This is a genomic window from Streptomyces sp. NPDC043996 (assembly GCF_056435225.1).
On sequence record NZ_JBWKEY010000004.1, the window covers coordinates 407,243 to 432,567 of the forward strand.

Genomic DNA, 25,325 nt, shown 5'->3' on the forward strand with positions numbered 1-25,325 from the left:
CCACCCCCTCACGCACCTCCCCCTTGCGCAACGCCCACCCGCCTCCCTATTGTTTGACCCCAAACGATACCTCCGGTGAGCCCGCGCACAAGCCCCGCAGGAAGGCTGGACAGGGTGAGCGAAGTCAGCCCGGCACACAGCGACCAAGGCCCGGACCCCGTCCATCGAGCCGTCGCGGAACTGCGCGCACGCGACATCGACGTGGTGCGCGTCGTCTACCCCGATCTGCTCGGCGCCGACCGCGCCCGCGACGTCCTCCTCGACCACCTGCCGAGCGCCACGGAGCACGGCCTCGCGTTCTGCCGCGCGGTCTACCACACCAGCCCCCAGAGCGACACCGTCCCCATGCCCGGAGGCCTGTCGGCGGGGATGCCGGACATCTCGGTCCGGCCCGACCTGGACACCCTGCGCGATCTGCCCTGGGAGCCCGGTGTCGCCTGGTGCCTGGGCGATCCCCTGGACCCGGCGACGGGCGGCCCCGCCCCCGAATCCCCACGCGACCTGCTGCGCGGCGTCCTCCGCTGGAGCGGCACGGAACTCACCCCGCTGATCGGCCCGGAGCTGGAGTACTACCTGTGCGAGCGCGACGAGCGGGCCGCGACCGGCTGGGCACCGTACGGGCAGGGCCAGGGCAATGTCTACAGCGCGGGGCGGCGGGGCGACCCCGACGGGCATCTGCTGCGCACGCTGCGGCAGTTGCGGGACCTGAAGGTTGGCGCGACGGCCGGGAACCGCGAGTTCGACAGCGGCCAGTTCGAGATCAACCTCGACTACTCCGCGGCACTCGACGCCGCCGACCGCGCGTTCCTCTTCAAGTCGGCCGTCAAGGAGATCGCGCGCCGGGAAGGACGCCTCGCCACCTTCATGGCCAGGCCCTTCAACCAAGAGGGCGGCTCCGGCTTCCATCTGCACCTGTCGATGGTGGACGCGGACGGCCGCAACGTCTTCGAGGGCCACCACGACGGCGACGCGCACGGCCTCTCCGCCGCCGCGCGGCACGCGATCGCCGGAGTCCTCGCCCACGCGCCCGCGCTCACCGCGCTCCTCAACCCGACCGTCAACTCCTACAAGCGCTTCGGCCCCGACACCCTCGCCCCCTGGCTGATCGACTGGGGCCTCGACAACCGCAGCGCGATGCTCCGCGTACCGCCCGAGCGCGGCCTCGGCACCCGCCTGGAACTGCGCCTCGGGGACGCCACGGCCAACCCCTACCTCGCCGTCGCGGGCACGATCGCGGCCGTGGGGCTCGGCCTGCGCCAGAAGCGGGAGCCACCCGCGCCCCTGCACGGCTACGGCTACCGGGAAGGCACCGCGGCGCGACTGCCGCGCACGCTCGGCGAAGCCCTCGACGCGCTGGAGGGCGACACGGAGCTCACCGAGGTCCTCGGCACCGACTTCACCCGCTCCTTCCTCGCGTACAAGCGCGACGAGATCGAACGGTTCCAGCGGTACGTCACCGACTGGGAGTTCACGGAGTACGCCTTCCTCACATGACGCCACGCCACGCGGGCCGTACCCCCGTTTCCCTCCGTTCCCCCCCTCCCGTCACCGCCGCCTCCTCCTCTCCTCCGCCCGCCCGCTTCGAAGGACGACCGCCCATGGACCTCGCCTCCGCGCCCTGCGAACCGCTGCCCCTCGACGCGGTCGACCTGGCCGATCACGACAACTTCACCGACGGCGAGCTGCCCTGGCGGATGTTCGACACCCTGCGCCGCGAAGCCCCCGTCCACTGGCAGCCGGAGCCCGCGCCGCACCGCGGCTTCTGGGCCGTCACCCGGCACGCCGACATCGTGCGCGCGGGCAGCGACCCCGAGACGTACACGTCCACGGAGTTCACCAACCTCGAAGAAGTCGACGAGGAGCACCGCGAGATCCGCCGTTCCCTCATGGAGACCGACGGGACCCGCCACCGCGCCCTGCGCAGGCTGCTGCAACGGCGGTTCACCCCGCGCGCCGTCGCCACGTACGAGGTGTTCCTGCGCGGCCTTACCGCGCGGACCCTCGACGCCGCGCTCGCCAAGGGCACCTTCGACTTCGTCCAGGAGATCGCGGCCGACTTCCCCATCAACGTCCTCGCCCGCATGCTGGGCGTCCCCCAGGAGGACACCCAGCGCCTCATCGACTGGGGCAACCGCATCATCGGCAACACCGACCCCGACTACGCGGACGTCCTGCTCGACAGCGAGGAGAGCGAACGCTACCGCGATCTGCCCTTCCGCAGCCCCGCGGCACGTGAGGTCTTCGCGTACGGGCGGGAGCTGGCCGCACGGCGCACCGGCGGCGACGGCGACGACCTGGTCAGCCGTCTCGTCAACCAGCCGCCGAGCGACGGGGTACCGCTGTCGGCGCGGGACTTCGACAACTACTTCCTGCTCCTCGTCGTCGCGGGCAACGAGACGACCCGGCACGCCATTTCCCACGCCATGCTCGCCCTGATCGACCACCCGGAGCAGCGGGAGCTGCTGCGCGGGGACCCCTCCCTGATGCCGGGTGCCGTAGAGGAGTTCCTGCGCTGGGCCTCACCCGTCTACCACTTCCGGCGCACCGCCACACGCGCCACCGAACTGGGCGGCACGCGGATCGCGGCGGGCGACAAGGTCGTCCTGTGGTTCGCCTCGGGCAACCGCGACGAAACCGTCTTCGACGACCCCTACCGCTTCGACGTCACCCGCCGCGCCACCGACCACCTCGCGTTCGGCAAGGGCGGCCCGCACTTCTGCCTGGGCAGTTCGCTGGCCCGCCTCGAACTGCGCGTCATGTTCGAGGAGCTCCTGCCCCGCCTGGCCGACATCCGCCTCACCGGCTCGCCGCGCCGCGTCCGCTCCAACTTCGTCAACGGCATCAAGGAGCTGCCGGTGGACGTCACGCTGGCGCACTGAGCGCGCACGCCCTCCCGCCGCCACGCATGGCTGAACTTGCCCTTGGCGGCAGCCTTCTTGGTTCGTACCATTCCTGTCGCCTGAGGCCCTCAGTCAGCGGGCGGCCCGCTCATCCCCAACACCCGCCCGCCCCGCATCCCCCACCAGCACCCTCGTGGGCGCATGCACCCCCTCCTGAAACCGCTCGCACCACCGTTCAGGACTCGCGCACCACCCAACGCGAGAGGAACACCATGGCCAGTGGACTCCTCGCGACTGGCGCGCTCACCGCGCTGTTCGCCATGACTCTGGCTCCATCCAGCACCACCGAAGACGTCCCCGCTCCCCCCGACAGGATCAGCATCGAAGTCGCCACCATCAACGGCTCCGGCTGCCCCCGCGGCACCGCGGCCGTCGCCCCGGCCCCCGACAACTCCGCCTTCACCGTCACCTACAGCGACTACCTCGCCAGCGCGGGCAACCAGACCGACCCCACCGACTTCCGCAAGAACTGCCAGCTCAGCCTCATCGTCCACGCCCCGGTCGACTACACCTACGCCATCGCGTCCGCGGACTACCGCGGCTACGCCTCGCTCCAGTCCGGCGTCCAGGGAGTGGAGAAGGCCTCCTACTACTTCCAGGGCTCACCCAGCACCACCTCCGGCACCCACCGGTGGCGCGGCCCGTACGCCGACAACTGGCAAGCCACCGACACCACCCCCTGGGAGGACCTGGACTGGGTCCCCTGCGGCTCCAAGCGAAACCTGAACATCAACACCGAACTCCGCGTCCTGCTCGGCACCTCGGACCCCGGCAGAACCAGCTTCATGGCCATGGACTCCACTGACGCCAAGGCCAGCAGCGTCTACCACTTCGCCTGGAAGCACTGCGCGAACTCGTAGAACGTGACTGCCGCGCGCGGAGTACGAGGGAGGCCCCACCTTCCGGGTGGGGCCTCCCGCGGCACCGGCGCCGGCGTCCCGCCACCCGCACTCCTGTCACCGATCACCACGGAAGGGATGGTCATGCGAACGCCACGCGGTCTGGCCTTCGCCCTCGTCCTGGGCCTCGCACCGCTCATCACCGTCAGTCTCCCGGCCAACCCCGCCCAGGCACACGGCTGGGTGACCTCACCCGCCAGCCGGCAGGACCAGTGCTTCAACGGAAGCCTGGAGTGCGGCCCCATCAAGTGGGAGCCCGATGCCGTCGAAGGGCCCAAGGGCCTCAAGAGCTGCAGCGGCGGCAACGCCCAGTTCGCGGACCTGGACGACGACACCAAGGGCTGGACCGTCCACAGCGTCGCCGCCTCCACCACCTTCACCTGGCAGCTGACCGCCCAGCACTCCACGACCACCTGGCAGTACTTCGTGGGCTCCCAGAAGGTCGCCGAGTTCGACCAGGGCGGCGCACAGCCGCCCCAGTTCGTCCGCCACCCCGTCAACTTCGGCACCCTCCGGGGGCAGCACAAGGTCCTCGCGGTCTGGAACATCGCCGACACGGCCAACGCGTTCTACGCCTGCGTCGATGTGAACATCCGGGGGTAGGGCCCTAGTCGGACTCTTCCCACACCGCGTCCGCGGGCAATTCGCCGCCCGGGTCGTCCTCGACGGCACCCCAGCCGAAGCCGTCCTGGAAGACCGCCACGCCCAGGGCCAAGTAGACGCAGAACACGATCACCACGCCCAGGAAGCAGAGCATGAAGATCGTGGTCGCCGCGTTCGCGAGCGGGCGCGGCGCGTGCGCGGTCGCCCGGTCGGGCCGCTCGGGGGCGTAGTACACGGTCACGATGTCGCCCTCGAGGACGGTCCCCGGGCCGTCCTCCTCCTCGAAGCGCACCGCGCGGCCGTCACGCGTGACGAACTCGTAGACGTGATGCAGGGTCGTGGACACGTGGTGGCTGTCGCCGCCGTGGCTCGAGGTCGTCGTGTAGGTGCGCAGACAGCGCGCCTCGGCGGTCACTCCGCTGTGCCACGCACGCCACAACCAGGCCGAGCGTCTGAGGATGGTGACCGCTCCGGCGATGGCCAAGCAGGCCATGAGCCCCGGCACGATGAAGGCAAGGTTGAACAGAACATCCATAAGAGCCCCCCGATGAATCCCGCTAGGTCCCGCAAATCGTGCTAGGTCTCGTAAGTCCCGCTGGGTTCCGCACATCGCGCGCCATCGCGCGACACCGCGTGTACGCCGTAGTGGTCACGTACGGCGTGCGCAGAACCTACCCATGGAGGATGGCCAAGATCCTCAGGGGAACCTCAGAAAACGGCGCCCGCCGCCACTGATCGGCCGGGCGGTCGCTTGTCGGCACGGCCCTGTGCTGGTGAGGCTGGCAGGAACGCAGTTGTCACCAGTGCTCAACGGGGGTCGAGTCTATGAGTCTGACCGTGTTGCACAGTGCCGTGGTGGAGCCGGAGCACCGATTCGAATGGTGGCGCGACCTGATCCAGCAGGACGTCGCGCCCACCCGGATCACCACCGACCGCGCCGGGGACTTCCCGGCCACAGCCGGTATCGCGCAGCTCGGGGCGGTACGGCTCACCGCCATGTCGTTTCCCGCCATCAGGTCGGAGCGCACCCCCGCGCTCATCCGGTACTCCGACCCCGAGGACTACCAGCTCACGCTGATCCTCGGCACCGAGATGTGGATCTCCCAGGCCCGCAACGAGGCCAGAATGGCGGCCGGTGACCTGGTCCTGTGGAGCACCTCGTCGCCCTTCGACGGGCGTGGTCTCGCCGGTTCGCACAACGGCATCTCCAAGGCCATCATCCTGCACCTGCCGCGCACCGAACTCCCCCTGCCCACGGCCAAGGTGGACCACCTGCTGGCGAACGCCGTGCCCGGCCGCACCGGCATGGCGGGCATCCTCGCCCGCCACCTCCTCAGCGTCGCCGAGGAGGCATCCCACTTGGAGGGCCATGCCGCCGCCCGGGTAGGCGTCGCGACCTGGGAACTCGCCACCGCGTTCCTCGGGCACTGGGCCGACGTCCACGACCGGGTGCCGCCCGAGTCCCACGACCGGATGCGGCTCGCCCGCATCGACGCCTTCATCGACGCCAACCTCGGCGACCCGCACCTCACTCCGGCGGCGATCGCCGCGCACCACCACCTCTCGGTACGCACCCTGCACTGGCTGTTCCGCGGCCGCGACCACACGGTGGCGGCCACCATCCGACGCCGCCGCCTGCACCGCTGCCGCACCGACCTCACCTCCGACCGCTACGCGGCACAGCCGATCCACACCATCGCGGCACGCTGGGGCTTCACCAACGCCGCGGCCTTCAGCCGCACCTTCAGGAGGGAGTACGGCATCACACCGGGCGAGTACCGCTCGACGACGCGACGGCCGACCAGCGGCCCTGCGAGGGTTCGATGACGGTGCCGACCGTGGCCTGTGGTGGGATGGCCAGACCTCATGGCTTCGCCGTACCGGGAGAACACGCTGATGACGACGTACCCGTCCTTGACCCGTGCGCTGGCGGAGGCCTTGGTCGATGTCCTCTGGTTCATCGACGGCTGCGAGGACGAACAGATGGATCCGGACGACGCCGTCAAGGTCCTTGAGAACGTCGCCCACCTCGTGAGCCTGCTGTCGGAGGAGCAGCGGAGCGAGTTCCTGGAACTGGTGGCGGCGATGGCCGCGGAGGAGACGGATCCGGCTCGGCGGGAGTTCCTGGAAGGCTTCCCCGAAGGCTTCGGGCTCGTGGAGGAACCGGCTTGACCTCGGCCTCGCGAGGGGGTCGGCGCAGCCTGCCCCGAGTAGGCCCGGCCGGGCCGGGCACCGTGGTCTGACCTCGTAAAACGGTGGACACCTTCGCCGTGCCGGGTCAGCATCTCCGCGATGACCAACGAACTTCTCTCCCTCCCCAAGCGCGTCCGCTTCGTCGAGCTCGGTGCCGAGGCGCTGCGGGCGCTCGCCGACGGGGACCTCGACGGTGGCAGCGCCGCGGCCGGGGTCGCGCTCGACGAGCACTTCGTCGGTGAGCGGGCCCGCTGGATCTTCGGCTACCGCGCCGAGCAGCTCGCCAAGGACCCCACAGCCGCCCCCTGGATCACACGGGCCGCCGTGTCCGAGCCGGACGGGACCGTGATCGGCGACGCCGGGTTCCACGGGCCGCCGGACGACGCCGGTGTGGTCGAGGTCGGCTACACCGTCGTGCCCCAGTACCGCCGCCAGGGCTATGCCCGCGCCATGCTGAAGGCGCTCCTCGCCCGGGCCGCCTCCGAACCCGGCGTCAGGACCGTGCGGGCCACGATCAGCTCCGACAACGCCGCCTCCCTGGCCACCATCGCGGGCTTCGGCTTCACGCGCGTGCGTGAGACGGGGAACGAGCGCGACGGACTCCACCTCGTCTTCGAGATCCCGGTGGGCGCGAACGAGACCGCGTAGCCGATCCCGTCGCTGCCCTCGCCGCGGCCCCGCCGAGGGCCTGGACTTGTCGAATATCGATATGCCCCCTACCTTGAGGCATATCGAAAATCGATAGGAAGGCACGCGGTGAACACGCGACTTACGAGAGCTCTGTCCTCGGTGACCTTTGTCCTGGCGGTGCTCGCCGGGCTCGTCTTCGTCGGCACGGGGCTCTCCCGCATGCTCGACGACGGTGCGGTCTGCGTGCGGACGGGCTTCTGGGCCAACGCCACGCTGGAGGGCGAGCTGCCGATCAGCGAGGGCGTGAAGGCGTCCAGCATGGCCACACGCCTCTGCCAGGACAGCCCGTCCACGGGCCAGCGCGCCGCCGACCTCGGCGGGACACTGCCCTGGCTCCTGGTCGGCTGCCTCGCGCTGCTGCTGTTCTCACGGCTGTTCACGGCCGTCCAGGAGGAGGGGCCGTTCACCGAGAAGGTGTCGCGGCGGCTCTCCACCCTCGGCTGGTTCGTCGCCGTCGGCACACCGGTGGCCGGGCTCGTCGTCGGCTGGTCGCACTCCTGGCTCGTCGCGAGCATGGCACCGATCGTGGGCTCCGGACCGACGGTCTCCGGACCGCAGGTGCTCATCCTCGCCGGTCTCGCCGCGGTCATCATGGGCAAGATCATGCGTGAGGGCATGCGGATGCGAGAGGACCTCGAAGGGACCATCTGATGCCCGAAGAGGAACTCCACACGATCAGGATCCATCTCGACCGGGTCCTCGCCGAGCGCGGCATGACGCTCACCGAACTGGCCGCGCGGGTGGGCATCACCGTGGTCAACCTGTCGGTCCTCAAGAACGGCCGGGCGAAGGCCATCCGCTTCTCGACCCTGTCGAGGATCTGCGACGTCCTCCAGTGCCAGCCGGGGGACCTCATCACCCACGACCCGGCCGAGCCGACCTAGCCGGTCGCCACCGGCCTGGGAGCGCGCGGCAGGGAACCTCAGGCATCTCCCTGCGACTGCCCGCCCGCCTGCTGCGGGCCGGACCTCGGCAGGGTGAGCCACGCGGTGAGCGCCGCCCGCAGTTCGACGACGTCGTCACGGCTCAGGGGCGCGCCGCGGCGGGAGCCGTACAGCCGTACGCCGTCCGCGCTGACCGCGTACCCCGTGGCGCGCGAGGACCCGGTGACGCACGTGCCGCTGGTCAAGAGGCGCCGCAGTTCGGCGGCGCGGGGCGTCAGGGCGGCGGGCGCCCGGCGCGGGGCGCTGACGGGGCCGCGGGGGCGGGTGGGCACGCCGATCGCCGTGTAGAAGTCGTGTACGGCGTCCTCCAGGACCTGGGGCTTGGTGGGGGCCGCACCGGCGAACTCGCCCACCAGGTCCGGGGCCGCCGGATCCGTGCGCTGGGGCCATTCGTCGGTCAGCGGCGGCTCCGCGGCCGCGAGGCGCACGCAGGCGGGCGGGATCAGCACCTCTTCGTAGCCGCGAGACAGGTACGTGGCATGCCGTCGGCGCAGGTCCATCACCCTCGCGTGGACGGGGTGCACACCGACCGGCATGCGCGGCCGGGAGACCTTGCCGAGCTGCCCGTACACCCCGGTGGCGAGGTGCAGCCGCCCCGTCTCCGTGACCAGCACGGTGGCCTGCCACGTCCCGTTGCCCAGCCGATAGCCCACTACCGTCGTCGGCATCGCCCCTCCCCCGGATCGCCTAGGACCGTAGCGCCACCGGCCCGCGCACGGCGGAAATGACCGAACACGGCGCCGGCTGATCGACGGCGTGCGCTTCGAGGTCGGCACGGGCACCCAGTGGCGGGGCATCCTGAGCGCCTGTGCTCATCGCTCCGGCGTGCTCGCCTCCGGCACCGCGTAGCCGGGCACGGACGGCCAGCGCACGGTCAGCACCACCGACTCCTCCTCCGCGCGCCATGAGTGGTCGGTCCCGCGCCCCCACACGACGTAGTCGCCCTGCTCCTCCAGCAGCACACTCCGGCCGGGGAGTTCGACGCGGAAACGCCCGCTGATGAGGACCAGGAGAGCCGTGCGCTCCTCGCCCTTCACCCACCGCGCCCGCTCGTCCCCGGGCGGATGAACACCCCATTTGATCTCTACGTCGTCGCTGTGGCGCGGATCGCCGGCGTCCCTGAAGTGCCCGAGCAGCCACCCCCGGTCCAGTGCCGCGTCCTTGCCGGCGTTCCCCACGTACACGGTGTCCCTCACGAGGCCGGAGGCTAACAGCCGCCCTCGTGGACACGACAGTGCCCCTGGCCCACCCTTGGGGCGGCTTCCGGCCAGCCAGGACCGGGGGTGTGGATCACTCGGCGGCGCCTGCCCGTCCGGTGCTCACGAGGTCCTTGTCCTGGAGGCGGGGCCCGTCGTCGGCGGCGGGTCCGTGTGTGGCCGCGCTCTCCGGTTTGCCGTACCAGGCGACTGCCACGGCTCCGGCGACGGCCAGGACGAAGCCGGTGATCGCGAGCCATAGGAATCCCGGGCGTGAGGAGTCACCGAGCCACAGCACCCCGAGGATGCCCGGCAGGATCGTCTCCCCCACGACCAGCGCCGCCGTGGCGCCGTTGACCGATCCGATCTGGAGGGCGACGGTGTGCAGGTACATGCCGATGGCGCCGGCGATGAGGATGGCGTACAGGGCGGGGTCGGCCACCAGGGCCAGCGGGTCGAAGGGGTCCACCCCGTCAAGGACGCGTACTCCCACGCCGATGGCGCCGAAGCCCAGGCCCGACAGGAGACCGGCGGTGATGGCACCGCGCGAGCCGAGTCGGCGCACCAGCAGCGTGCCACCGCCCATCAGCAGCACCGTGACCGCGAGCAGCCACCAGTGCGCCGCGTGGGAGCCCCGGCTCTCGCCCTCCGCCCCGGCCGCCGTGGCCAGCATGATCAGCGAGGCGCAGACGACACCGATGGAGCGCCACTCGGCACGGGTCAGCTTGATGCCGAGGAGCTTGATGCCGAGGAGCGCGGTGATCACCAGATTGGCGCTGATCACGGTCTGCGAGAGGAACAGCGGAAGCAGCCGGGCGGCCAGCGCGCCCAGGGCGAAGCCCACGAAGTCAAGGACAGTACCGACCATGAACTCCCAGGTCATGGCCGCCTTGGCGGTGGACGACAGGCTCGGACCGCCGTGCTGCGTGGTGCCGGTGGTGGACGCCGCGGCCGCCTCCCGACGGGCGGACTTGCGGGATCCCACGGCTTGCAGGACCGATCCCGTGCCGTAGCAGGCCGAGGCCGCGACAGCCGTCAGGAGGCCGATGATCACTAAAAGCTCCGTTCACGTACGAGGAGGGCCGAGCGGGCACCCCCGCGTAGTAGATGCGCCACAGCGTCCGGACGTTGCCTCACCGGTGCCGTCCACTGACGAAACCGCAGCCCAGGGCGGAGCGCGGCGGCCACCACCCCGCGCACCGCACTGCTGGCGGGGCCGTGACACCGACACGGCTCCGGCCGCCAGGCGACGATCACCCGGCGGCCGGAGCCGTCGCACCACACGCCGATGACGGCGCCGTATCGAGCCCTACCCGCGCACGGGCTCCAGCAGGAAGACGGGGATCACGCGGTCGGTCTTCTCCTGGTACTCGGCGTACGGCGGAAACGCGGCGACCGCGCGCTCCCACCACTCGGCCTTCTCGTCCCCGGTGATCTCGCGGGCCGTCATCTCCTGGCGCACGGCCCCGTCCTGGAGCTCCACGTGCGGGTCGGACACGATGTTGAAGTACCAGACCGGGTGCCGCGGGAAGCCGCCCTTGGAGGCCACGGCCGCGTACCGCCCCTCGTGCTCCACGCGCATCAACGGGATCTTGCGGATCTTGCCGCTCTTCGCGCCGCGCGTCGTGAGGATGACGACGGGCAGGCCCGTGTCCCAGAGCGTCGTTCCCTGGGTGCCGCCCGAGCTCTCGTACAGCTCGACCTGCTCGCGCACCCACTGCGCCGGACTCGGCTCGTACTCACCTTCAAGGGACATCGGGCCCACCCATCGTCGTGTACGGACGTCGTGTACGGACTGTGCCGTGAGGTTCAACACGAGCGGAGAGAGGATTCATCCCCGGCGTGACCCGGTGGTGAGCGGATGGCCGCTCAGGATCCGGTGGAGAGCGCCACGTGGCGCCACTGGTCGAGTTCGCGGCGCACCAGGTCCAGCTTCGCCTCGACGCGCTGGACCGCGTCCGCGCCCAGTTGCAGGCGCAGCGGCGGCTCGGGGACCTCGGTGATGTCGACGATGGCTTTCGCCGCCTTCCGCGGATCGCCCGGCTGGCGGCCGTCGTTCTCGGCCAGTGCCTCGCGCACCGGTCCCGCGCCGACGGCGTAGTCGGCGATGGAGGCCGGTTCGACGCGCAGACTCGACCCGCTGAGGAAGTCGGTGCGGAACCCGCCCGGCTCCACGATCGTGACGCGGACGCCGAGCGGGGCCAGTTCGCCGTGCAGCGCCTCGGAGACGCCTTCGAGGGCGAACTTCGACGCGCCATAGAGACCGACCGCGGGCGCGGTGGCGAAGCCGCCCACGGAGCCGATGTTCAGGACGTGGCCGGAGCCCTGGGCGCGCAACGTCGGCAGGGTCGCCCGCAGGGTGTTGAGCACGCCGAAGACGTTCACGTCGAACAGCGCCCGGACCGTGTCATCCGATGTCTCCTCGATCGCGCCCACGAGGCCGTACCCGGCGTTGTTGGCCACGACGTCGATCCGGCCGAACGCCGCGAGTCCCGCCGCCACCGCCGCCCTCAGCTGCTCCGGCTCGGTCACGTCCGCGTCCACGGCCAGCAGTCCGTCCGGCTCGTGCGGATACGCCCGGAGCACCGCTGCCGCGTCCCTCGCCGTCGCGATCACGCGGTGTCCTCGCTCCAGCGCCTCCCGGGTGATCGCCGCGCCAAGCCCGCGCGATGCCCCGGTGACCAGCCACACGCCCATGTTCTCCCCTGTTCTGACGGCCCGACGGGCCCACGGCTCGACGCTAGAACCTAGAGTCGGGTCTAGATCAACAGCTGGCCGAGGGAGAAGAGCTCATGGACCTGAGCATCGGTGAGGTGGCACAACGCAGCGGGCTGAGCGTGCACGCGCTGCGGTTCTACGAGCGGGAGGGCCTGTTCGCCAACCCGGTGCGGCGCCTGTCCAACGGCCGCCGGGTCTATCACGAGGAAGACCTGGAGTGGCTGGCCATCTGCACGAAGCTGCGCTCCTCCGGCATGTCCCTGGCGATGATCCGGCAGTACATCGAGCTGGTCCGGCAGGGCCCGGGCAACGAACACGAACGCCTTGAGCTGCTGCGCCTGCACGCGACCCAGGTGGAGACGCGCATCCGCGAGCTCCAGGACACCCTCGATGTGATGCGGTACAAGGTGCGCGTCTACGAGGACCACCTCGCTCGCGGTGAGGCCGACCGGCTCTGGAACCCGGCCCGTCCCGTCGCCGCACGGTCCAGCGCCCCACAGGAGTGCCACCCGCCAGAGGGGTCGTGATGCGCGGCGGGTGCGGGGCCCGGGCAATTCATGCCCGGTGGGGATACGGCTTCTCAGCGGCCAGAGCGTTCAGGCCCCATCTGCTCAGCATGTCGTCGGCGAGTGCGGTGGCGGCCAGCGGGTCGACGCGGGCGAGTCCGATCACGAACTCGCCCCAGGAACCGTCGACGATGACCCCGGGTCCCGTGCTCCAGGAACCGGAAACGAGTGCCTTGGCGAGAAGACGTCGCGCATGAGCCATCAGCGGCGACGTCGTGTGCCGCTGCCCCGGAACCGGAGCCGGAGCCGGAGCCGACCGCTTGCTCGCTTCCGCCATGGTCCCCGCGAGCCGGGCCATCGCCTCCGCCCGGGGGCGCGGGCCGGGGATCCGTCCGGCCAGGGCCTCGGCCCGCGCGTAGTCACCACCGGCGGCCGCCGCCGCCATGAGCCGGGTGAGCAGCCACTCCCGCTGCTCCCGGGGTGATTCGGGGGTCTGGACGGCGGCGGCTTCCGCCGCGCCGACCAGCCGAAGGGCCCGGTCACGATCGCCACCGACGGCCGCCGCCTCCGCGGTCCGGGCCAAGGCGCACGCTCGGTGATACGGGTTGGCGATCTGCCCGGACAGCGCTTCGGCTCGCGCGAGGTCACCGCTGGCGGCCACCGCCCGAGCGAGCCCGGCCAGCGCCGCCTCCCATGGGTCACGGTCGGTGATCTGCCGGAGGAGTGCCTCGGCGGTGGCGACCAGCCGGGCGGCCTGGTCGCGGTAGGGGGCGACCGCCACCGCGAGACCGGTCGTCGCGTCCACGCGCTGGCCGGGGTCGCTGAGCTGCCCGATGAACGCCTCCGTCCGCCCGGCCCAGCGGGCGACCCGATCGTGGTCGCCTCCGGCAGCCGCCAGCTCAGCGCACCTGATCAGCGTCCGCGCGGGCAGCTGACCGATGTGCCCGATGAGCGCCTCGGCCCGCGCGTAGTCACCGCTGGCGGCCACCGCCACCGCCAACTCGGGCAGCACATGGTCACGTAGGAGCTGGTCGGGCTCGCGTTGGATGAACGCCTCCACCGCGTCGGCCATCAGGGCGGCGCGGTACCGGTCCCCACCGACAGCCAGCGCCTCCACCAGGTGGACCAGGACGAACAGGTCCGTGATGCCGAGCTGATGGTCGGGCGCCTCCGCCTGGGCGAGGAGCCAGGCGGCCCGCTCGCGGTCGCCCCGCGCGGCCACCGCGGTCGCGAGCCGGACCAAGGCCCAGGTCCGCGCGACCCGGTTGGTGATCTGGCCGACGATCCCCTCGGCCCGCGCGTAGCCACCGCCCGCGGCCACCGCCGCCGCGACCGCGCCCAGCGTCGACTCCTGGTACGGGTGTGCGGTCTGCCTGATGAGTGTCTGCGCCTCGCCCGCCCACCGCGCGGCCCGGTCCCGGTCGCCGCAGACCGCGACGGCCTCCACGAGGAGGGGCAGCACCCGGGCACGGGTGGGCGCGTCCGTGGTCCACCCGGCCAGCGCCTCCGCCTCGGCGATGAGCTGTGCGGCCCGATCGCCGCGCGTCCTCGCTGCCGGTGCGAGCCTGGCCAAGGCCGTCGCCCGCTCGTACGGAGTGCTGAGCTGCCGGGCGAGTGCCGCGGCCCTGTCGTAGTCAGGACCGGCCGCCACCGCAGCGACGAGCTCCCGCATCAGGGACTCCGTGAAGTACGGTTCGGCGCTCTGCCCGATCTGCCCGATGACCGCATGTGCTTCTCCGGTCAGCCGGGCGGCCCGGTCGTGGTCACCGCTGAGCGCAGCGAGCTCCACGAGCCGGGTCAACAGCCCCGCCCGCTCATGGAGTTGGGTGGACCGCCGCGCTTCACCCTCCGCGCCATCCGCGAGGCGGGCGACACGGGCGCCCTCACCGCCATCGGCCACGACCGCCGCGAGCTGGGCCAGCTTCCACGTCGGCACTCCTGGGTACGTGGTCGGCCCGGCGAGCGCCTTTGCCTCGCCGACCAGGCGGGCGGCCCGCTCGTGATCACCTCCGGCGGCCACCGCCTCCGCGAGCTGGGCCAGCGCCGGTGCCCTGTCGAGGGGATCAGGGCGCCGCTCCATGAACGTCTCCACCTCGTCGGCCCACTCGGCGGCCCGGTCGCGGTCGCCGCTGGCAGCGACCGCCCGCACCAGCGCGCACCAGGCTCGCGTCCGCTTGCGCCAGTCCGTGATGCTGTTCACGAGGGCTTCGGCGGGGCCGTAGTGCCCGATGCTGGCCCATGCCGCGGGCAGTTCCTCGGGAATGAAGCTGTAGCGGCTGGTCAGTTGGTCTCGGTGGAAGGTGAGCCGCACGAGGCTCGTGAGGTGGGGCTCGGGCTCGGCGAGGAGGAGCTGCTGCGCGATGTCGATCTCGGCGAAGGCCAGGGCGTCCCCGCCGGTGACAGCGCGCATGCGGTGGTGGCGGGCCTGGTCGGTGCCGCACGTGACGAGCCGGGCGATGTCCCCGGCGCTGGCGAGCATGCGGGAGTAGTCGCGCAGCAGATACCCCGGAGTGTCGGCGGGCCAGCCCCGCTCCCAGTAGGTCTGGGCCCAGTCGTGCAGCCGGTCGCGGTAGGCGGCCAGCCCCGCGCCGTACCGCTGTTCGGCCGTCACGCGCAGCGTCTCGTGGGCGAAGAGGTGCACCCGCTCCCCCGGGGACCCTGCCGACCGCTCGGCGATCCGGCCGCCGATGGTGCGGCCGAACAGCCCGCCCAGCAAGGGCTCGATCTCCGAGCGCGGCCGTGTGACGAGGTACTCCAAGTCCCCCAGCGTCAGCCCGCCCCCGGCAGCGGTGATCAGCCCGAGCACGTCACGGTGCGGCTGCTCTCCGGTCAGCAGCAGGCCCAGTTCCTGGGTGGCGCCGCGCTGGCGGTCACGGGCGTGCGCGGAAACGCCGAGCCGCCTCGCGACGACCGTACGCAAGGGGTGGTCGCCGGGGACGTCGTCGGGGAGCGGGGGATGCGGGCGGCTGGCGACCAGGACCCGTACCCCGGGAGGTGGGCGTCGGGGCAGCAGTTCGGCGATGCTGCCGCCGGTACTCCTGTCCTCGTCGAGGCCGTCGATGACCAGCAGCAGCCGACGTCCCCACTCCCGTGCCCGGCCCGCCGCGTCGTCCAGCAGCCGCAGCAGGGTGCCCCGACGCTCACCGGCGAGCAACGGGCCGTCCGGGGACTCGCCGCAGAGCGCGGCGAGCTGCTGGATCAGGGCGGTGGCGCAGGCGTCCCGGTCGGACTGGTGGGCCAGCCGGGCGGTGACGAAGAACGAGACCACGTCGACGCCGGTCGGCGGGTGCAGGACGAACCACGCCATCAACGCCGACTTGCCCGCCCACGGTCCGGCCTGCCACCACGCGTAGGTCCTGTCCCCCGCGCAGAACGCGACCAACTCGCCGAGTTCGGCCTCTCGGTCGAGCAGCCGCTCAGGAGCGATGTCACGGACCTGTGCCTGGTAGGCGCCGCGCACCCGCTCGCCCCTGGAGGGCGGGACCGCATCGGGCAGTGTGTCCGGCAGGCCGAGCAGGGCGCGCAGTTCGGCCCGCCGGGCCTCGTCGAGTCCGGTCAGGGCGAGGTCCAAGCGTGCCGCGGCGAGTCGGCCGAGGCCGTCGGAGCGGTGGTGCCGGGTGACGATGCCGATGACGCGCTCGCCCGCCCACACCGCGGCCCCGGACATGCCTTCCCAGGGCGACACCTCCGGATCGGGGTCGGACGCCGGTGCCGGCACCGTGATCTCAAGGGTGCCTTCGCGCCGGTTGGAGAGCACCGCGACGACGCCGTCGCACTGGTGCGAGTCGCGGTACCAGCCCGGCGCGTCCGTGGCGGGCTGGTCGTCGCGCCTGAGCTTGAACCGGGGGAAGCCCACGGCGCGGACGGCGAGGACCGCGGCCCGCCCCGCGCCGATACCGCCGAACCTCGGCCTGATGACCGGTGGTTCGGCGGTGCGCGGCGCGAGGGAAAGGACCGCGATGTCGCACTGCCGGTCGGCCCACCACGACACCACGTCCGAGGTCCATTCCGTGGCCAGGTCGGCATCGAACCGGACCCGCACGCTCGCGGCCCCGGCGACGACGTGGGCCGCCGTCAGGACCGTGCCGGGTGCGATGCGGTACCCCGACCCCCGTCGGCCCAGCGCACCGTCCGTGCGGACGAGGATCTCCGCGACTTGGCGCGCCACGACACCGGCGCCCACGTCCCCACCAGCGTTCACCGGCACGCACGCTCCCTCCCGGCGGTCCGCGGCCCGCCGCCCCCGATCGGTGAACCTCCGCGCGCCTAGCGTGACAGACGCGCCGCCTTTGGCGGACCCTCGGTGACACCGGTACGTTCTCCGCGGTGACGTTGAATGAGACGCGGGGCCTCGTGTCGATGACCGACGAGGCGCGGTTGTGCTGGACGGTGTTGGGCGGCACGGCTCGGAAACCGGCCGTGGTCCTGCTCCATGGCGGTCCGGGGCTGCCGGACTATCTGGGCGGCCTCGCCCCCATGATCGCGGACCTCGCGCCGGTGTACCGCTACGACCAGCGCGGCACGGGCCGGTCCCCGTGGCGGGGACCCCATTCCCTCGCCCGGCACGTCGACGATCTCGCCGAGCTGCTCGACGCGTGGGACGTGCCCAGGGCCGTGCTGATCGGGCACTCCTACGGCACGGATCTGGCGAGCCGCTTCTGCCTGAGGCACTCCGACCGGGTCTCCGCGATGCTGCTGATGTGCGGGCCGTTCACCGGTGACTGGCGTACGGGGTACCGGGCGGAGCGCGACCGCCGCATGTCCGCCGCCCAGCGGGAACGGCTCCGCGTGCTGGAGGAGCTGCCGCACCGCACGGAGGAGCAGGAAGTCGAGCTGCTCACGCTGGCCTGGTTCACCGACCACTCCGATCCGGGGAGCGGGTGGCGCTGGGCGGGGCAGAGCGCCCGGCGGCGGCGCCCGGTCAACTGGTCCATGAACGCCGAACTCGGCGGCGAGGGACGCGCGGATCCGCTCGACGCGCACCTCGCCGCTCTCCGTGCCTGCCTGCCCGTACGGACGGAGCTGCTCGGCGGGGCCGACGATCCCCGTCCGGCTTCGGCGCTTGAGTCACTCGCGCTCCGCTTCGGTCTTCCGCTGACTCTGCTCGAAGGCGCGGGGCACGAGCCCTGGCTGGAGCGGCCCGACGCTGTGCGCTCGCACCTGCGGCGATTCGTCGAAGACGCCGTGGGCGCATAGGGGTTGACCGGTTTCGGCGGGGGCTGGGGAAGGGTTTTCCTCGGGCGCCCGCCGCGTCCGGTTCCCGGCTGACTCCCCGCTTGTCAGGCCGCCAGCGCGGGCGCTTCTCTGGGCGGAGACACCCGCAAGACAAGGCAACGCCACGACAGGCCAAGCAACACAACGGAAGGAGCACGCGATGCGCCATGGTGACATCGCCTCTGGCCCGGACACCGTCGGGGTCGCGGTGGTGAACTACAAGATGCCTCGGCTCCACACCAGGAGTGAGGTACTGGAGAACGTCCAAAAGATCGCCGAGATGGTGAAGGGCGTCAAGGTCGGCCTGCCCGGGATGGACCTCATCGTCTTCCCCGAGTACTCCACCCACGGCATCATGTACGACCCGGCCGAGATGCTGGACACCGCCTCTCGCGTGCCCGGCGAGGAGACCGACGTCCTCGCCGCCGCCTGCCGCGACGCGGGGGTCTGGGGAGTCTTCTCGCTGACCGGCGAGCAGCACGAGGACCACCCGCACAAGCCGCCGTACAACACCCTGGTGCTCATCGACGACCAGGGGCGGATCGTGCAGAAGTACCGGAAGATCTTCCCGTGGTGTCCGGTCGAGGGCTGGTACCCGGGCGACGCCACGCGGGTCACCGAGGGCCCCAAGGGCATGAAGATCTCCCTGATCGTCTGCGACGACGGCAACTACCCCGAGATCTGGCGCGACTGCGCGATGAAGGGCGCCGAGCTGATCGTGCGCTGCCAGGGCTACATGTACCCCGCCAAGGACCAGCAGGTCCTCATGGCCAAGGCGATGGCCTGGGCGAACAACTGCTACGTCGCCGTCGCCAACGCCACGGGATTCGACGGCGTCTACTCCTTCTTCGGGCACTCCGCGCTCATCGGCTTCGACGGCCGGACGCTCGGCGAGACGGGCGAGGAGGAGTACGGCATCCAGTACGCCCAGCTGTCGGTGTCCGCCATCCGCGACGCCCGCGCCCACGACCAGTCGCAGAACCACCTGTTCAAGCTCCTGCACCGCGGCTACTCCGGTGTGCACGCCGCCGGAGAGGGGGAACGGGGCGTGGCGGACTGCCCGTTCGACTTCTACCGGCTCTGGGTCACCGACCCGGCCAAGGCCGCGGAGAACGTGGAGGCGATCACCCGCGACACGGTGGGCGTGGCGGAGTGCCCGGTGGGCTCACTGCCCGTATCGCGTCCGTGACGGGTCGGCTCGTCCGCCTCTCGACCTGCCGGTATGTCCGCGGCCTGTCCGCCTGTCCGCCCGTCGACCTGATGTCATGGGTCCATGGATGAGCTGACACCGATACGGGAGGTCGCGGACCGGTTCCGGCTGCCCCTGTCGACCTTGCACTACTGGGAGCGGCGCGGGCTCGTGGAGCCGCACCGGCGGTCCGGGCGGAGGTACTTCGACCCGGAGCAAGTCTACCGCGTCGCGCTGATCAAGCTGTGGCGGGAGACCGGGCTGATGTCAGTCGAGGAGATCCGCACGCTGCTCGACCGTGACGGCACCGCGACCGACACAGACACAGACACAGACACAGACACCGGCACGGACGCGGACACCAGCACCAGCACCGCCACCGGCACCGGCACCGGCACCGGCACCGGCACCGACTGGAAGGCGACCGTGCTGGGGCGCGTCGCGGCGCTGGACGCGCACATCGCCCAGCTCGACTCAGCCCGCGCCTACCTCCACCACCTCCTCACCTGTGCCCACGGGAACGACCTGGAGCGGTGCCCGGACTTCCGGGCGACGGTCTCCGCGGCACATCCCGCGTAGCAGAGGGACGCCCGGTCTCGCCCGCCAGTGCCCGGCTCACGTCGAAGAGCGCGTCCACGGCCGGGCGCTGCGCGGCGTACGCCGTCACGAGCCCGGCGAGCTGGTGCTCGTCGGCGGGGAGCCGCGCGGCATCCAGCAGGGCGCGCACGGTGAGCGTGAGGGCGTCGTCATACGGCCCGTTCACGCGCGCACCTCCGTGGCGGGGCGGGCCCCGCCGTTCGCCGTTCCCGACGCGTACGTGGTGGGGTCGGGGGCGCGCAGGTGCCAGTCGGTCCGCTGCTGGAACGCGTCCCCGACCCGCAGGACCGTCGCCTCGCCCGCCACCGGCCCCGCGAGCTGAAGCGACAGCGGCAGCCCGGCCCCGGTGACGCCCATCGGCACCGCGAGGACGGGGTTGGCCAGCGGATTCCAGTACGGCGTATGGACCTTGCCGAACACCCCGGCCTGGTCCTGGTGCCCCGCCGCGTCGGCCAGGGCGCCGAACGGCGGCGCCCCGATCGACGCGGTCGGACACACGACCACGTCCACCTCCGCGAACAGGGCGTCCACCGCGCGCTGCGCCACCGTACGCACCCGCTGCGCCTGGACGTAGTCCGCGCCCGTCACGAGCGCGCCCATGGCGAGCAGGCCGCGGGAGGCCACGCAGTAGTCGTCCCAGCGCCGGGACAGGTCACCTCGGTGGTGGGCCAGGCCCTCGCTGGCCACGGTCACGAACATCGCGGTGACCAGTTCACGCCAGTACGGCAGGCGCACCTCCACCACGCGCGCGCCGAGCCCGGTGAGCACGGACACGGCCGCGTCGAACACTCCGGGCAGCGCCGGGTCGCCGTCGTCGGGGAAGTGGTGCGCACGCGCGACGCCCACCCGCACTCCCGTCAGATCGCCGTCGAACCGGGGCTCGGTGTACGGGGCGTGGCGGCCGCCGTGGCCCGCGGGAGCGCCGCCCTCCGGCGCGCCGTGGCCATGCGGGTCGGTGACCAGCGCGCGCAGCACCGCCGAGCAGTCCCGCGCGCTGCGGGCGAGCGGGCCCAGGCGGTCGAGGCTGTACCCGAGCGGTACGCAGCCGTCCTCGGGCACCCGGCCGTACGTCGGCATCAACCCGGTGACCCCGCAGAAGGCGGCGGGCATGCGGATGCTGCCCCCGGTGTCGCTGCCGAGGGCGGCCGCGAACATCCCCGCCGCGACGCCGCTAGCCGATCCGGAACTGGAGCCTCCGGCCCAGCGGTCGGTCCGCCAGGGGTTGCGCGGGAAGGGGAACGGCTTGTCCGCCTGCGGCAGTCCGCAGCCGAACTCCATCGCGGTGGTCTTCCCCGTGATCACCGCGCCCGCCGCCCGCAGCCGGGCCACCGCCGAAGCGTCCCGCCCGGCCCACCAATTCCGGTCGTGCACCAGGCTCTGCGCGGTCGTCGGTCCGTCGGCCACCGCGATGGTGTCCTTCACCCCGAACGGAATCCCGTGCAGCGACCCCCGGTCCACGCCGGACGCCAACTCCTCGTCCGCGCGCCGGGCCGCGGCCCGGGCCCGCTCGTCGAAACGCGTCAGATACACACCCAGCACGTCATCCGAGCGCCCGGCGGCGGCGATGGCCGCCTCTACGAGACCGACACTGGTCACTTCGCCCTCCCGCAGCGCCTGTGCGGCCTGCGTCAGGGTCATCACTCCGCCCACGTTGCACCTTCCCGTACGCACCGTCCCTCACGGACGGCCGGTGCACGCAACCGTCCCAACTCAAGCCGGGTTGAACGCAACCGTCACCACCCCAGCGCCCACGCCGAGTTCATCGCGTACGCGCGGTCACACGCGCCCTGTCTCAAGGTGCACCCTGCGGGGCGCCCCGAGCACATCCTCATCTGATCAAACCGCTAGCCTCCGTATGCATGACCGAAACTCAAACCCACGACCAGCGCGCCGGTGGACTCGGGAGACCGCCGGCCCGCCGCGTCCTGTGGCTCGCCACGGGCGCCACCGCGTTCTTACTCTTCGCCGACCTCGCCACGCGTGCCTACAACCACTACGACGCCATCCCGGGCGTCCGCAGGTTCGTGAACGTCGACGTCGAGGCCAACCTGGCCACGTGGTGGAACAGCACGCTGCTGCTCGCCGTGACGGGCATGGCGCTGACAGCCGCGCTGCTCAGTGGGCGCGACGCCCGCCCGGGGCGGCTGTCCTGGCTTGGGCTCGCCGCCGCGACCGCGCTCCTGAGCATCGACGAGACGGCGTCGTTGCACGAGCGACTCGGTGAAGTCGGCAAGTCGTGGAAGGAGTGGGCCGGTGGTTCGCTGCCCACGCACGCCTGGGTGCTGCCCGGCGCGCTCCTCGCGGCGACGGGCACCGTGTGCGCCGTCCTGTGGGCGCGAAAGCTCCCCCGTGACCTGCGATTCGGGCTGCTGGGGGCACTGGGGGTGTATCTGGGCGGTGCGCTGCTCACCGAGGCGTTCAACGGCTGGGCCCTCGAGAACGGCCACCGCACCGTCCTCATGCTGGGCACGCTCGTGGAGGAGGGTCTGGAGATGAGCGGCTGCCTGGTCGCTCTCGCCGTCCTCAGCCGGTACGTGATCCTGGAGCGCGACCCGGCGTCCGGGCGCGCGGCGGTCCGCCTCCGGGGCGACTGAGCCCTTCCGCGAGAACCTCCGGTTCACGCCGACCGAGCGGTGCGGCGCGGTCTGGGCAGCACAAACGAGAGTGGCTCAAAGCGCCGTGCACCTCCCGTGCACGGCGCTGGACACCCTCGCCCGCTGCCTTCTGACAGGCCTTCCTCAGCCCAGCCCACAGCTCACCAGAACTTCGACAGGGCACCCTCTTTGAACGGATCCGGCGTCACGCTGATGTCACCAGCGAACGGATGGTCGAGCACGAGGACGAGCAGCAGACTGAACCCAACGAGCGCGGCGACGGAGCCGACGAACAGCAGCCGCACGCGTCGGCTCTTGTTCCCGTACAGGAACGTGAGCGGGATGATCACGAGCGCGCCCCCGTACGCCAGCACCTTGAAGAGCCCCGGCAGGGACTGCTGGGCCTTGGTGATGCGCGCCCGCCGCTCCGCGACGATCTTGTTGATGTCGCTGATGCTCTCGCGATAGAACGCCTTCTCGCGCTCCGTCCTGGGCTCGAACGAGTTCAGCGCGGCGAACATCTCCCCTATCGCCTCTTCCGTGGCGCCGTACTTGGGGTGTCCCTCGCGCATGAGCGGCCACTGCACGTCCACCAGGGCGTGGACGTACGCGTCGACGGCGTTCTCCAGGCGGGTGCGCTGCGGGGCGGGGAAGGCCTGGGAGTCCCGGACCATCTGTGCCAGGTACGTCGACTCGTTGGCGACCACCGCTTCGGCCTCGTCCGCCTCGGTCCACAGGGTGACGACGACGAAGGCCAGGATGATCCCGTAGATCGCGGCGAACATGCCGAGCCCCGCACCGACCATGTCGTTGTGCTCGCCCTCGGCGAGCGCGGGATGCCATCGGTAGGTCAGCATGCTGCCCGCCAAGGCAAGGCAGACGATGCCACCGACCATGATCAGAGCGAGGGCGAGAGTGGGAAGGTGGTTCAACAGCCAGATTTCCACACGGAGTTGCTTGCTCGGCTGACACTCCCGCCATTCACAGCCGGCACAAACCCACCTGGACGGATGAAGCGGTGGCGCGTTATCGCCCTCGTCATCGCCCTGCGCACTGACCGTACGACGCGTTGGCCACCGGGCCGGGTCTTGGCCGTCACGGGGCTCGTAGGCGCACCGAACCAGGTTCGGATCACGCTCGTCGTTCTTGTCTGGGTGTGATCCCTGGGTGAGGATCGGTCTCATGAGCCGTGTCTATGACGATGAGCGACTGGCCGGTGCCTATGAGCGTGGCAACGAGATGCCCGAAGCCTCGCTGCGGGCCTGGGTCGAGCTGATCGCTTCCCAGGTGCGGCGGCCATCGCCGTCCATCGTCGAGATCGGATCGGGAACGGGCGTCTTTTCGGCCGCGATGGCCCGCTGGATCGAGGGAAGCGAGGTGGTGGCCGTCGACGCGTCCGAGGCGATGCTCGTCGAGGCCCGTCGGCACCATCCGCATCCCGCGGTGCGGTATCTGCCGGGAGAGGCGGAGGCGCTGCCCGCTGCCGACGACTCCTTCGACCTGGCCTTGCTGTCCCGCGTGATCCACCACGTCCCCGACCGCGCGCGAGCGGCCCGGGAGCTGGCCCGCGTGCTGCGCGTCGGCGGGAAAGTGGTCGTCCGCACCACGTTCCGCGAACGCCTCGACGCGCTGGTGTATGACTACTGGCCGCGGCTCCGGGCGATCGACGAGCTGCGCTTCCCGGGCGAGGAGGACGTGGTCGCCGACTTCCGCTCCGCCGGGTTCACCCTGGACGAGGTCACCTCCTTCGCCCAGCCGGTCGCGGCGACCCTGGAGCGGTACCGGGCCCGGCTGGCCGGGCGGCCGCAGTCGAAGTTCACCCATCTCACCGCTGAGGAGTTCCACCGGGGCCTTGTCCGCCTGGAGGAAGCGGCCCGGAGCCAGCCGCCGGGCGAGCCCCGACCAGTCCTCGAACGCTACGACGTGGCGGTGTTCTCCCACTCGTGACAGGCACGTGACCGCTTCGGTCGGCGGAGGTGCGCGGCGTGCCGGGGCAAGGTGAACAGGAGCAGGCCCATGCCGAGGCCCATCACCGCCAGCGGTGCCAGCATGGGCCAGGGGGTGAGGGTGCTGCCGTACTGGTGTGCCTCCCACAGGTAGCCGAGGATGCCCGCGGTCATGAGCAGCGCGCCCGCTTGGAGGACCTTGCGGCCGAAGCGCGACACGAGGTGGTGGACCGAAACGGCCGCGCCCAGGGAGAGCTCCACCAGCGGTGTGGCGCCGCGGCGGGAGTGGGCGCGCTGGTGCCGTACGAACAGCGTGAACAGCGGCAGGGAGGCGGCCATCAGGGCGAAGCCCCAGGCGGGCCAGCCCAGGCCGAGCACGTCCAGGTGCGTGAGGACGCCGCCGAGGACGGGTCCCGCGATGGCGCCGAGCCCGATGACCGCTCCGTACAGGCCGAATGCAGGGCAACGCTCTGGCCCAATCGGTACGAGGAGGGCCTGATGGTCCGCGTCGGACCTGACGGCATGGACGAGGCCCTGTCCCGCCCCGGGGCCAAGCAGATGGTGTTCCGCGGCAAGGAGCAGAACGGCTGGGTGGTCCTCGCCGAGGAGATCCTCGACGACGACGTCCTTGACGACTTGCTGAAGTGGGCCATGGAGGTCACGGCGGAGCTTCCGCCCAAGTAGTCCCGCCCGGCCCGCGGTTGCGGCATCAGCGGCCTCCACGCCATGTGGTCTCCCCCAGCAAGACGAGAGAGCTGGCGTCTAGGAGTTTCACCGCCGTCAGCGCCTGGGCCGACGACATGACCAGTCTCTCCAAAATAATTGACCGTGGTGCCACCACTGGTTCTGGAGCCTGTTGTCGCACGTGAACTGGAACGGTCGCGGGCCATCGCTCCGACCGACAAGGCACCTCCCGCTGTCGCGGTTCACTGGTACCGCACGGCGATGTTTCCGTCATCCGCACCCCCACCGACAGGCTGCGGTCGTTCTCCACCCGGCAGGCGGCAGCCACCGCCTCGGCCCGGGCGGAGGCCGAAGCGGGCAGGCGATCGACTTCCTCCGGTGAGATCAACGGCGGCGGGCCCCAGAGCGAGTTCCCTGATCGGCGGATCCTCTTTCCGTTTCGCGGCGGCCAC

At 71.5% G+C, this 25,325-nt stretch carries 26 protein-coding genes; 16 read left to right on the top strand and 10 right to left on the bottom strand.

Annotation, left to right across the window (positions count from 1 at the left end):
• Window positions 1-114: 114 nt before the first annotated feature.
• The 4 genes from AC07A4_RS12635 (at window position 115) to AC07A4_RS12650 (ending at window position 4,402) form a co-directional block, all read left to right on the top strand.
• The gene (locus AC07A4_RS12635; RefSeq protein ID WP_478596719.1) at window positions 115-1,494 is read left to right on the top strand and encodes a glutamine synthetase family protein; all 1,380 of its coding nucleotides are present in this window, start codon (window positions 115-117) and stop codon (window positions 1,492-1,494) included.
• Between the two features lie 104 nt (window positions 1,495-1,598).
• Window positions 1,599-2,879 (top strand): cytochrome P450, encoded by a 1,281-nt coding sequence (locus tag AC07A4_RS12640; RefSeq protein WP_478596722.1) that lies wholly within the window; start codon window positions 1,599-1,601, stop codon window positions 2,877-2,879.
• Window positions 2,880-3,112: 233 nt separating this feature from the next.
• Window positions 3,113-3,760, top strand: coding sequence for a DUF4360 domain-containing protein (locus AC07A4_RS12645; RefSeq protein WP_478596725.1), 648 nt, complete (start codon window positions 3,113-3,115; stop codon window positions 3,758-3,760).
• Window positions 3,761-3,883: 123 nt separating this feature from the next.
• Window positions 3,884-4,402, top strand: coding sequence for a lytic polysaccharide monooxygenase auxiliary activity family 9 protein (locus AC07A4_RS12650; protein WP_478596727.1), 519 nt, complete (start codon window positions 3,884-3,886; stop codon window positions 4,400-4,402).
• 4 nt (window positions 4,403-4,406) lie between these two features.
• Here the strand turns inward: AC07A4_RS12650 and AC07A4_RS12655 are convergent, their stop codons facing one another.
• Entirely contained in the window at window positions 4,407-4,937 is a 531-nt protein-coding gene (locus tag AC07A4_RS12655; RefSeq protein ID WP_478596729.1) for a DUF3592 domain-containing protein, read from the bottom strand.
• A gap of 290 nt (window positions 4,938-5,227) precedes the next feature.
• Here AC07A4_RS12655 and AC07A4_RS12660 point away from each other — a divergent pair, with 290 nt between their 5' ends.
• The 5 genes from AC07A4_RS12660 to AC07A4_RS12680 all read left to right on the top strand — a co-directional run bounded on the left by AC07A4_RS12660 (window position 5,228) and on the right by AC07A4_RS12680 (window position 8,169).
• Window positions 5,228-6,229, top strand: coding sequence for an AraC-like ligand-binding domain-containing protein (locus AC07A4_RS12660; protein WP_478596731.1), 1,002 nt, complete (start codon window positions 5,228-5,230; stop codon window positions 6,227-6,229).
• A gap of 39 nt (window positions 6,230-6,268) precedes the next feature.
• Window positions 6,269-6,574, top strand: coding sequence for a hypothetical protein (locus AC07A4_RS12665; RefSeq protein ID WP_478596733.1), 306 nt, complete (start codon window positions 6,269-6,271; stop codon window positions 6,572-6,574).
• Between the two features lie 120 nt (window positions 6,575-6,694).
• On the top strand, window positions 6,695-7,243 hold the full coding sequence (locus AC07A4_RS12670; protein ID WP_478596735.1) for a GNAT family N-acetyltransferase: 549 nt from the start codon (window positions 6,695-6,697) through the stop codon (window positions 7,241-7,243).
• Between the two features lie 141 nt (window positions 7,244-7,384).
• The gene (locus tag AC07A4_RS12675) at window positions 7,385-7,936 is read left to right on the top strand and encodes a DUF2975 domain-containing protein (protein ID WP_478596737.1); all 552 of its coding nucleotides are present in this window, start codon (window positions 7,385-7,387) and stop codon (window positions 7,934-7,936) included.
• On the top strand, window positions 7,936-8,169 hold the full coding sequence (locus AC07A4_RS12680) for a helix-turn-helix domain-containing protein (protein WP_478596740.1): 234 nt from the start codon (window positions 7,936-7,938) through the stop codon (window positions 8,167-8,169). The genes AC07A4_RS12675 and AC07A4_RS12680 overlap by 1 nt, the downstream gene beginning before the upstream one ends.
• Before the next feature lie 38 nt (window positions 8,170-8,207).
• Here AC07A4_RS12680 and AC07A4_RS12685 read toward each other — a convergent pair whose 3' ends face one another.
• From AC07A4_RS12685 to AC07A4_RS12705, 5 genes are all read right to left on the bottom strand, one after another.
• Window positions 8,208-8,897, bottom strand: coding sequence for a hypothetical protein (locus AC07A4_RS12685; RefSeq protein WP_478596742.1), 690 nt, complete (start codon window positions 8,895-8,897; stop codon window positions 8,208-8,210).
• A gap of 144 nt (window positions 8,898-9,041) precedes the next feature.
• Window positions 9,042-9,425, bottom strand: coding sequence for a cupin domain-containing protein (locus tag AC07A4_RS12690; protein WP_478596745.1), 384 nt, complete (start codon window positions 9,423-9,425; stop codon window positions 9,042-9,044).
• Window positions 9,426-9,519: 94 nt separating this feature from the next.
• On the bottom strand, window positions 9,520-10,479 hold the full coding sequence (locus AC07A4_RS12695; protein WP_478596747.1) for a DMT family protein: 960 nt from the start codon (window positions 10,477-10,479) through the stop codon (window positions 9,520-9,522).
• Between the two features lie 255 nt (window positions 10,480-10,734).
• A complete protein-coding gene (locus tag AC07A4_RS12700; protein WP_478596749.1) occupies window positions 10,735-11,181 on the bottom strand; it encodes a nitroreductase family deazaflavin-dependent oxidoreductase in 447 nt (148 codons plus the stop codon).
• Window positions 11,182-11,294: 113 nt separating this feature from the next.
• Window positions 11,295-12,122, bottom strand: coding sequence for an oxidoreductase (locus AC07A4_RS12705; RefSeq protein WP_478596751.1), 828 nt, complete (start codon window positions 12,120-12,122; stop codon window positions 11,295-11,297).
• A gap of 95 nt (window positions 12,123-12,217) precedes the next feature.
• Here AC07A4_RS12705 and AC07A4_RS12710 point away from each other — a divergent pair, with 95 nt between their 5' ends.
• On the top strand, window positions 12,218-12,670 hold the full coding sequence (locus tag AC07A4_RS12710; RefSeq protein ID WP_478596753.1) for a MerR family transcriptional regulator: 453 nt from the start codon (window positions 12,218-12,220) through the stop codon (window positions 12,668-12,670).
• Window positions 12,671-12,698: 28 nt separating this feature from the next.
• Here the strand turns inward: AC07A4_RS12710 and AC07A4_RS12715 are convergent, their stop codons facing one another.
• Window positions 12,699-16,850: a trypsin-like peptidase domain-containing protein gene (locus AC07A4_RS12715; protein ID WP_478596755.1), complete on the bottom strand. Its 4,152-nt coding sequence runs from the start codon at window positions 16,848-16,850 to the stop codon at window positions 12,699-12,701.
• Window positions 16,851-16,975: 125 nt separating this feature from the next.
• Here AC07A4_RS12715 and AC07A4_RS12720 point away from each other — a divergent pair, with 125 nt between their 5' ends.
• The 3 genes from AC07A4_RS12720 (at window position 16,976) to AC07A4_RS12730 (ending at window position 19,631) form a co-directional block, all read left to right on the top strand.
• Window positions 16,976-17,845: an alpha/beta fold hydrolase gene (locus AC07A4_RS12720; RefSeq protein ID WP_478596758.1), complete on the top strand. Its 870-nt coding sequence runs from the start codon at window positions 16,976-16,978 to the stop codon at window positions 17,843-17,845.
• A 178-nt stretch (window positions 17,846-18,023) separates the two neighbouring features.
• Window positions 18,024-19,052: an aliphatic amidase gene (locus tag AC07A4_RS12725; RefSeq protein WP_478596760.1), complete on the top strand. Its 1,029-nt coding sequence runs from the start codon at window positions 18,024-18,026 to the stop codon at window positions 19,050-19,052.
• 84 nt (window positions 19,053-19,136) lie between these two features.
• Window positions 19,137-19,631, top strand: coding sequence for a MerR family transcriptional regulator (locus tag AC07A4_RS12730; protein ID WP_478596763.1), 495 nt, complete (start codon window positions 19,137-19,139; stop codon window positions 19,629-19,631).
• A gap of 180 nt (window positions 19,632-19,811) precedes the next feature.
• Here AC07A4_RS12730 and AC07A4_RS12735 read toward each other — a convergent pair whose 3' ends face one another.
• Window positions 19,812-21,287 (bottom strand): amidase, encoded by a 1,476-nt coding sequence (locus tag AC07A4_RS12735; protein WP_478596765.1) that lies wholly within the window; start codon window positions 21,285-21,287, stop codon window positions 19,812-19,814.
• Between the two features lie 221 nt (window positions 21,288-21,508).
• Between AC07A4_RS12735 and AC07A4_RS12740 the strand changes: the two genes are divergently transcribed.
• Window positions 21,509-22,243: a hypothetical protein gene (locus tag AC07A4_RS12740; protein WP_478596767.1), complete on the top strand. Its 735-nt coding sequence runs from the start codon at window positions 21,509-21,511 to the stop codon at window positions 22,241-22,243.
• Between the two features lie 161 nt (window positions 22,244-22,404).
• On the opposite strand, the gene AC07A4_RS12745 is transcribed toward AC07A4_RS12740, so the two are convergent.
• The gene (locus AC07A4_RS12745) at window positions 22,405-23,139 is read right to left on the bottom strand and encodes a bestrophin-like domain (protein ID WP_478596770.1); all 735 of its coding nucleotides are present in this window, start codon (window positions 23,137-23,139) and stop codon (window positions 22,405-22,407) included.
• 286 nt (window positions 23,140-23,425) lie between these two features.
• Between AC07A4_RS12745 and AC07A4_RS12750 the strand changes: the two genes are divergently transcribed.
• Complete coding sequence (locus tag AC07A4_RS12750) at window positions 23,426-24,190, top strand: class I SAM-dependent methyltransferase (protein WP_478596772.1); 765 nt, start codon at window positions 23,426-23,428, stop codon at window positions 24,188-24,190.
• On the opposite strand, the gene AC07A4_RS12755 is transcribed toward AC07A4_RS12750, so the two are convergent.
• The gene (locus tag AC07A4_RS12755; RefSeq protein WP_478596775.1) at window positions 24,160-24,567 is read right to left on the bottom strand and encodes a hypothetical protein; all 408 of its coding nucleotides are present in this window, start codon (window positions 24,565-24,567) and stop codon (window positions 24,160-24,162) included. The two genes, AC07A4_RS12750 and AC07A4_RS12755, sit on opposite strands and share 31 nt — an antisense overlap.
• Window positions 24,568-24,687: 120 nt before the next feature.
• Here AC07A4_RS12755 and AC07A4_RS12760 point away from each other — a divergent pair, with 120 nt between their 5' ends.
• Window positions 24,688-24,873, top strand: coding sequence for a hypothetical protein (locus AC07A4_RS12760; RefSeq protein WP_478596778.1), 186 nt, complete (start codon window positions 24,688-24,690; stop codon window positions 24,871-24,873).
• Window positions 24,874-25,325: the final 452 nt, after the last annotated feature.

Coding starts and splice junctions, on each gene's coding strand:
- AC07A4_RS12710 (WP_478596753.1), top strand. CDS start 12,218: ATGGACCTGAGCATCGGTGAGGTGGCACAACGCAGCGGGCTGAGCGTG.
- AC07A4_RS12680 (WP_478596740.1), top strand. CDS start 7,936: ATGCCCGAAGAGGAACTCCACACGATCAGGATCCATCTCGACCGGGTC.
- AC07A4_RS12655 (WP_478596729.1), bottom strand. CDS start 4,937: ATGGATGTTCTGTTCAACCTTGCCTTCATCGTGCCGGGGCTCATGGCC.
- AC07A4_RS12705 (WP_478596751.1), bottom strand. CDS start 12,122: ATGGGCGTGTGGCTGGTCACCGGGGCATCGCGCGGGCTTGGCGCGGCG.
- AC07A4_RS12735 (WP_478596765.1), bottom strand. CDS start 21,287: ATGACCCTGACGCAGGCCGCACAGGCGCTGCGGGAGGGCGAAGTGACC.
- AC07A4_RS12700 (WP_478596749.1), bottom strand. CDS start 11,181: ATGTCCCTTGAAGGTGAGTACGAGCCGAGTCCGGCGCAGTGGGTGCGC.
- AC07A4_RS12660 (WP_478596731.1), top strand. CDS start 5,228: ATGAGTCTGACCGTGTTGCACAGTGCCGTGGTGGAGCCGGAGCACCGA.
- AC07A4_RS12645 (WP_478596725.1), top strand. CDS start 3,113: ATGGCCAGTGGACTCCTCGCGACTGGCGCGCTCACCGCGCTGTTCGCC.
- AC07A4_RS12760 (WP_478596778.1), top strand. CDS start 24,688: ATGGTCCGCGTCGGACCTGACGGCATGGACGAGGCCCTGTCCCGCCCC.
- AC07A4_RS12745 (WP_478596770.1), bottom strand. CDS start 23,139: ATGGTCGGTGGCATCGTCTGCCTTGCCTTGGCGGGCAGCATGCTGACC.
- AC07A4_RS12730 (WP_478596763.1), top strand. CDS start 19,137: ATGGATGAGCTGACACCGATACGGGAGGTCGCGGACCGGTTCCGGCTG.
- AC07A4_RS12750 (WP_478596772.1), top strand. CDS start 23,426: ATGAGCCGTGTCTATGACGATGAGCGACTGGCCGGTGCCTATGAGCGT.
- AC07A4_RS12650 (WP_478596727.1), top strand. CDS start 3,884: ATGCGAACGCCACGCGGTCTGGCCTTCGCCCTCGTCCTGGGCCTCGCA.
- AC07A4_RS12670 (WP_478596735.1), top strand. CDS start 6,695: ATGACCAACGAACTTCTCTCCCTCCCCAAGCGCGTCCGCTTCGTCGAG.
- AC07A4_RS12725 (WP_478596760.1), top strand. CDS start 18,024: ATGCGCCATGGTGACATCGCCTCTGGCCCGGACACCGTCGGGGTCGCG.
- AC07A4_RS12685 (WP_478596742.1), bottom strand. CDS start 8,897: ATGCCGACGACGGTAGTGGGCTATCGGCTGGGCAACGGGACGTGGCAG.
- AC07A4_RS12740 (WP_478596767.1), top strand. CDS start 21,509: ATGACCGAAACTCAAACCCACGACCAGCGCGCCGGTGGACTCGGGAGA.
- AC07A4_RS12665 (WP_478596733.1), top strand. CDS start 6,269: ATGGCTTCGCCGTACCGGGAGAACACGCTGATGACGACGTACCCGTCC.
- AC07A4_RS12640 (WP_478596722.1), top strand. CDS start 1,599: ATGGACCTCGCCTCCGCGCCCTGCGAACCGCTGCCCCTCGACGCGGTC.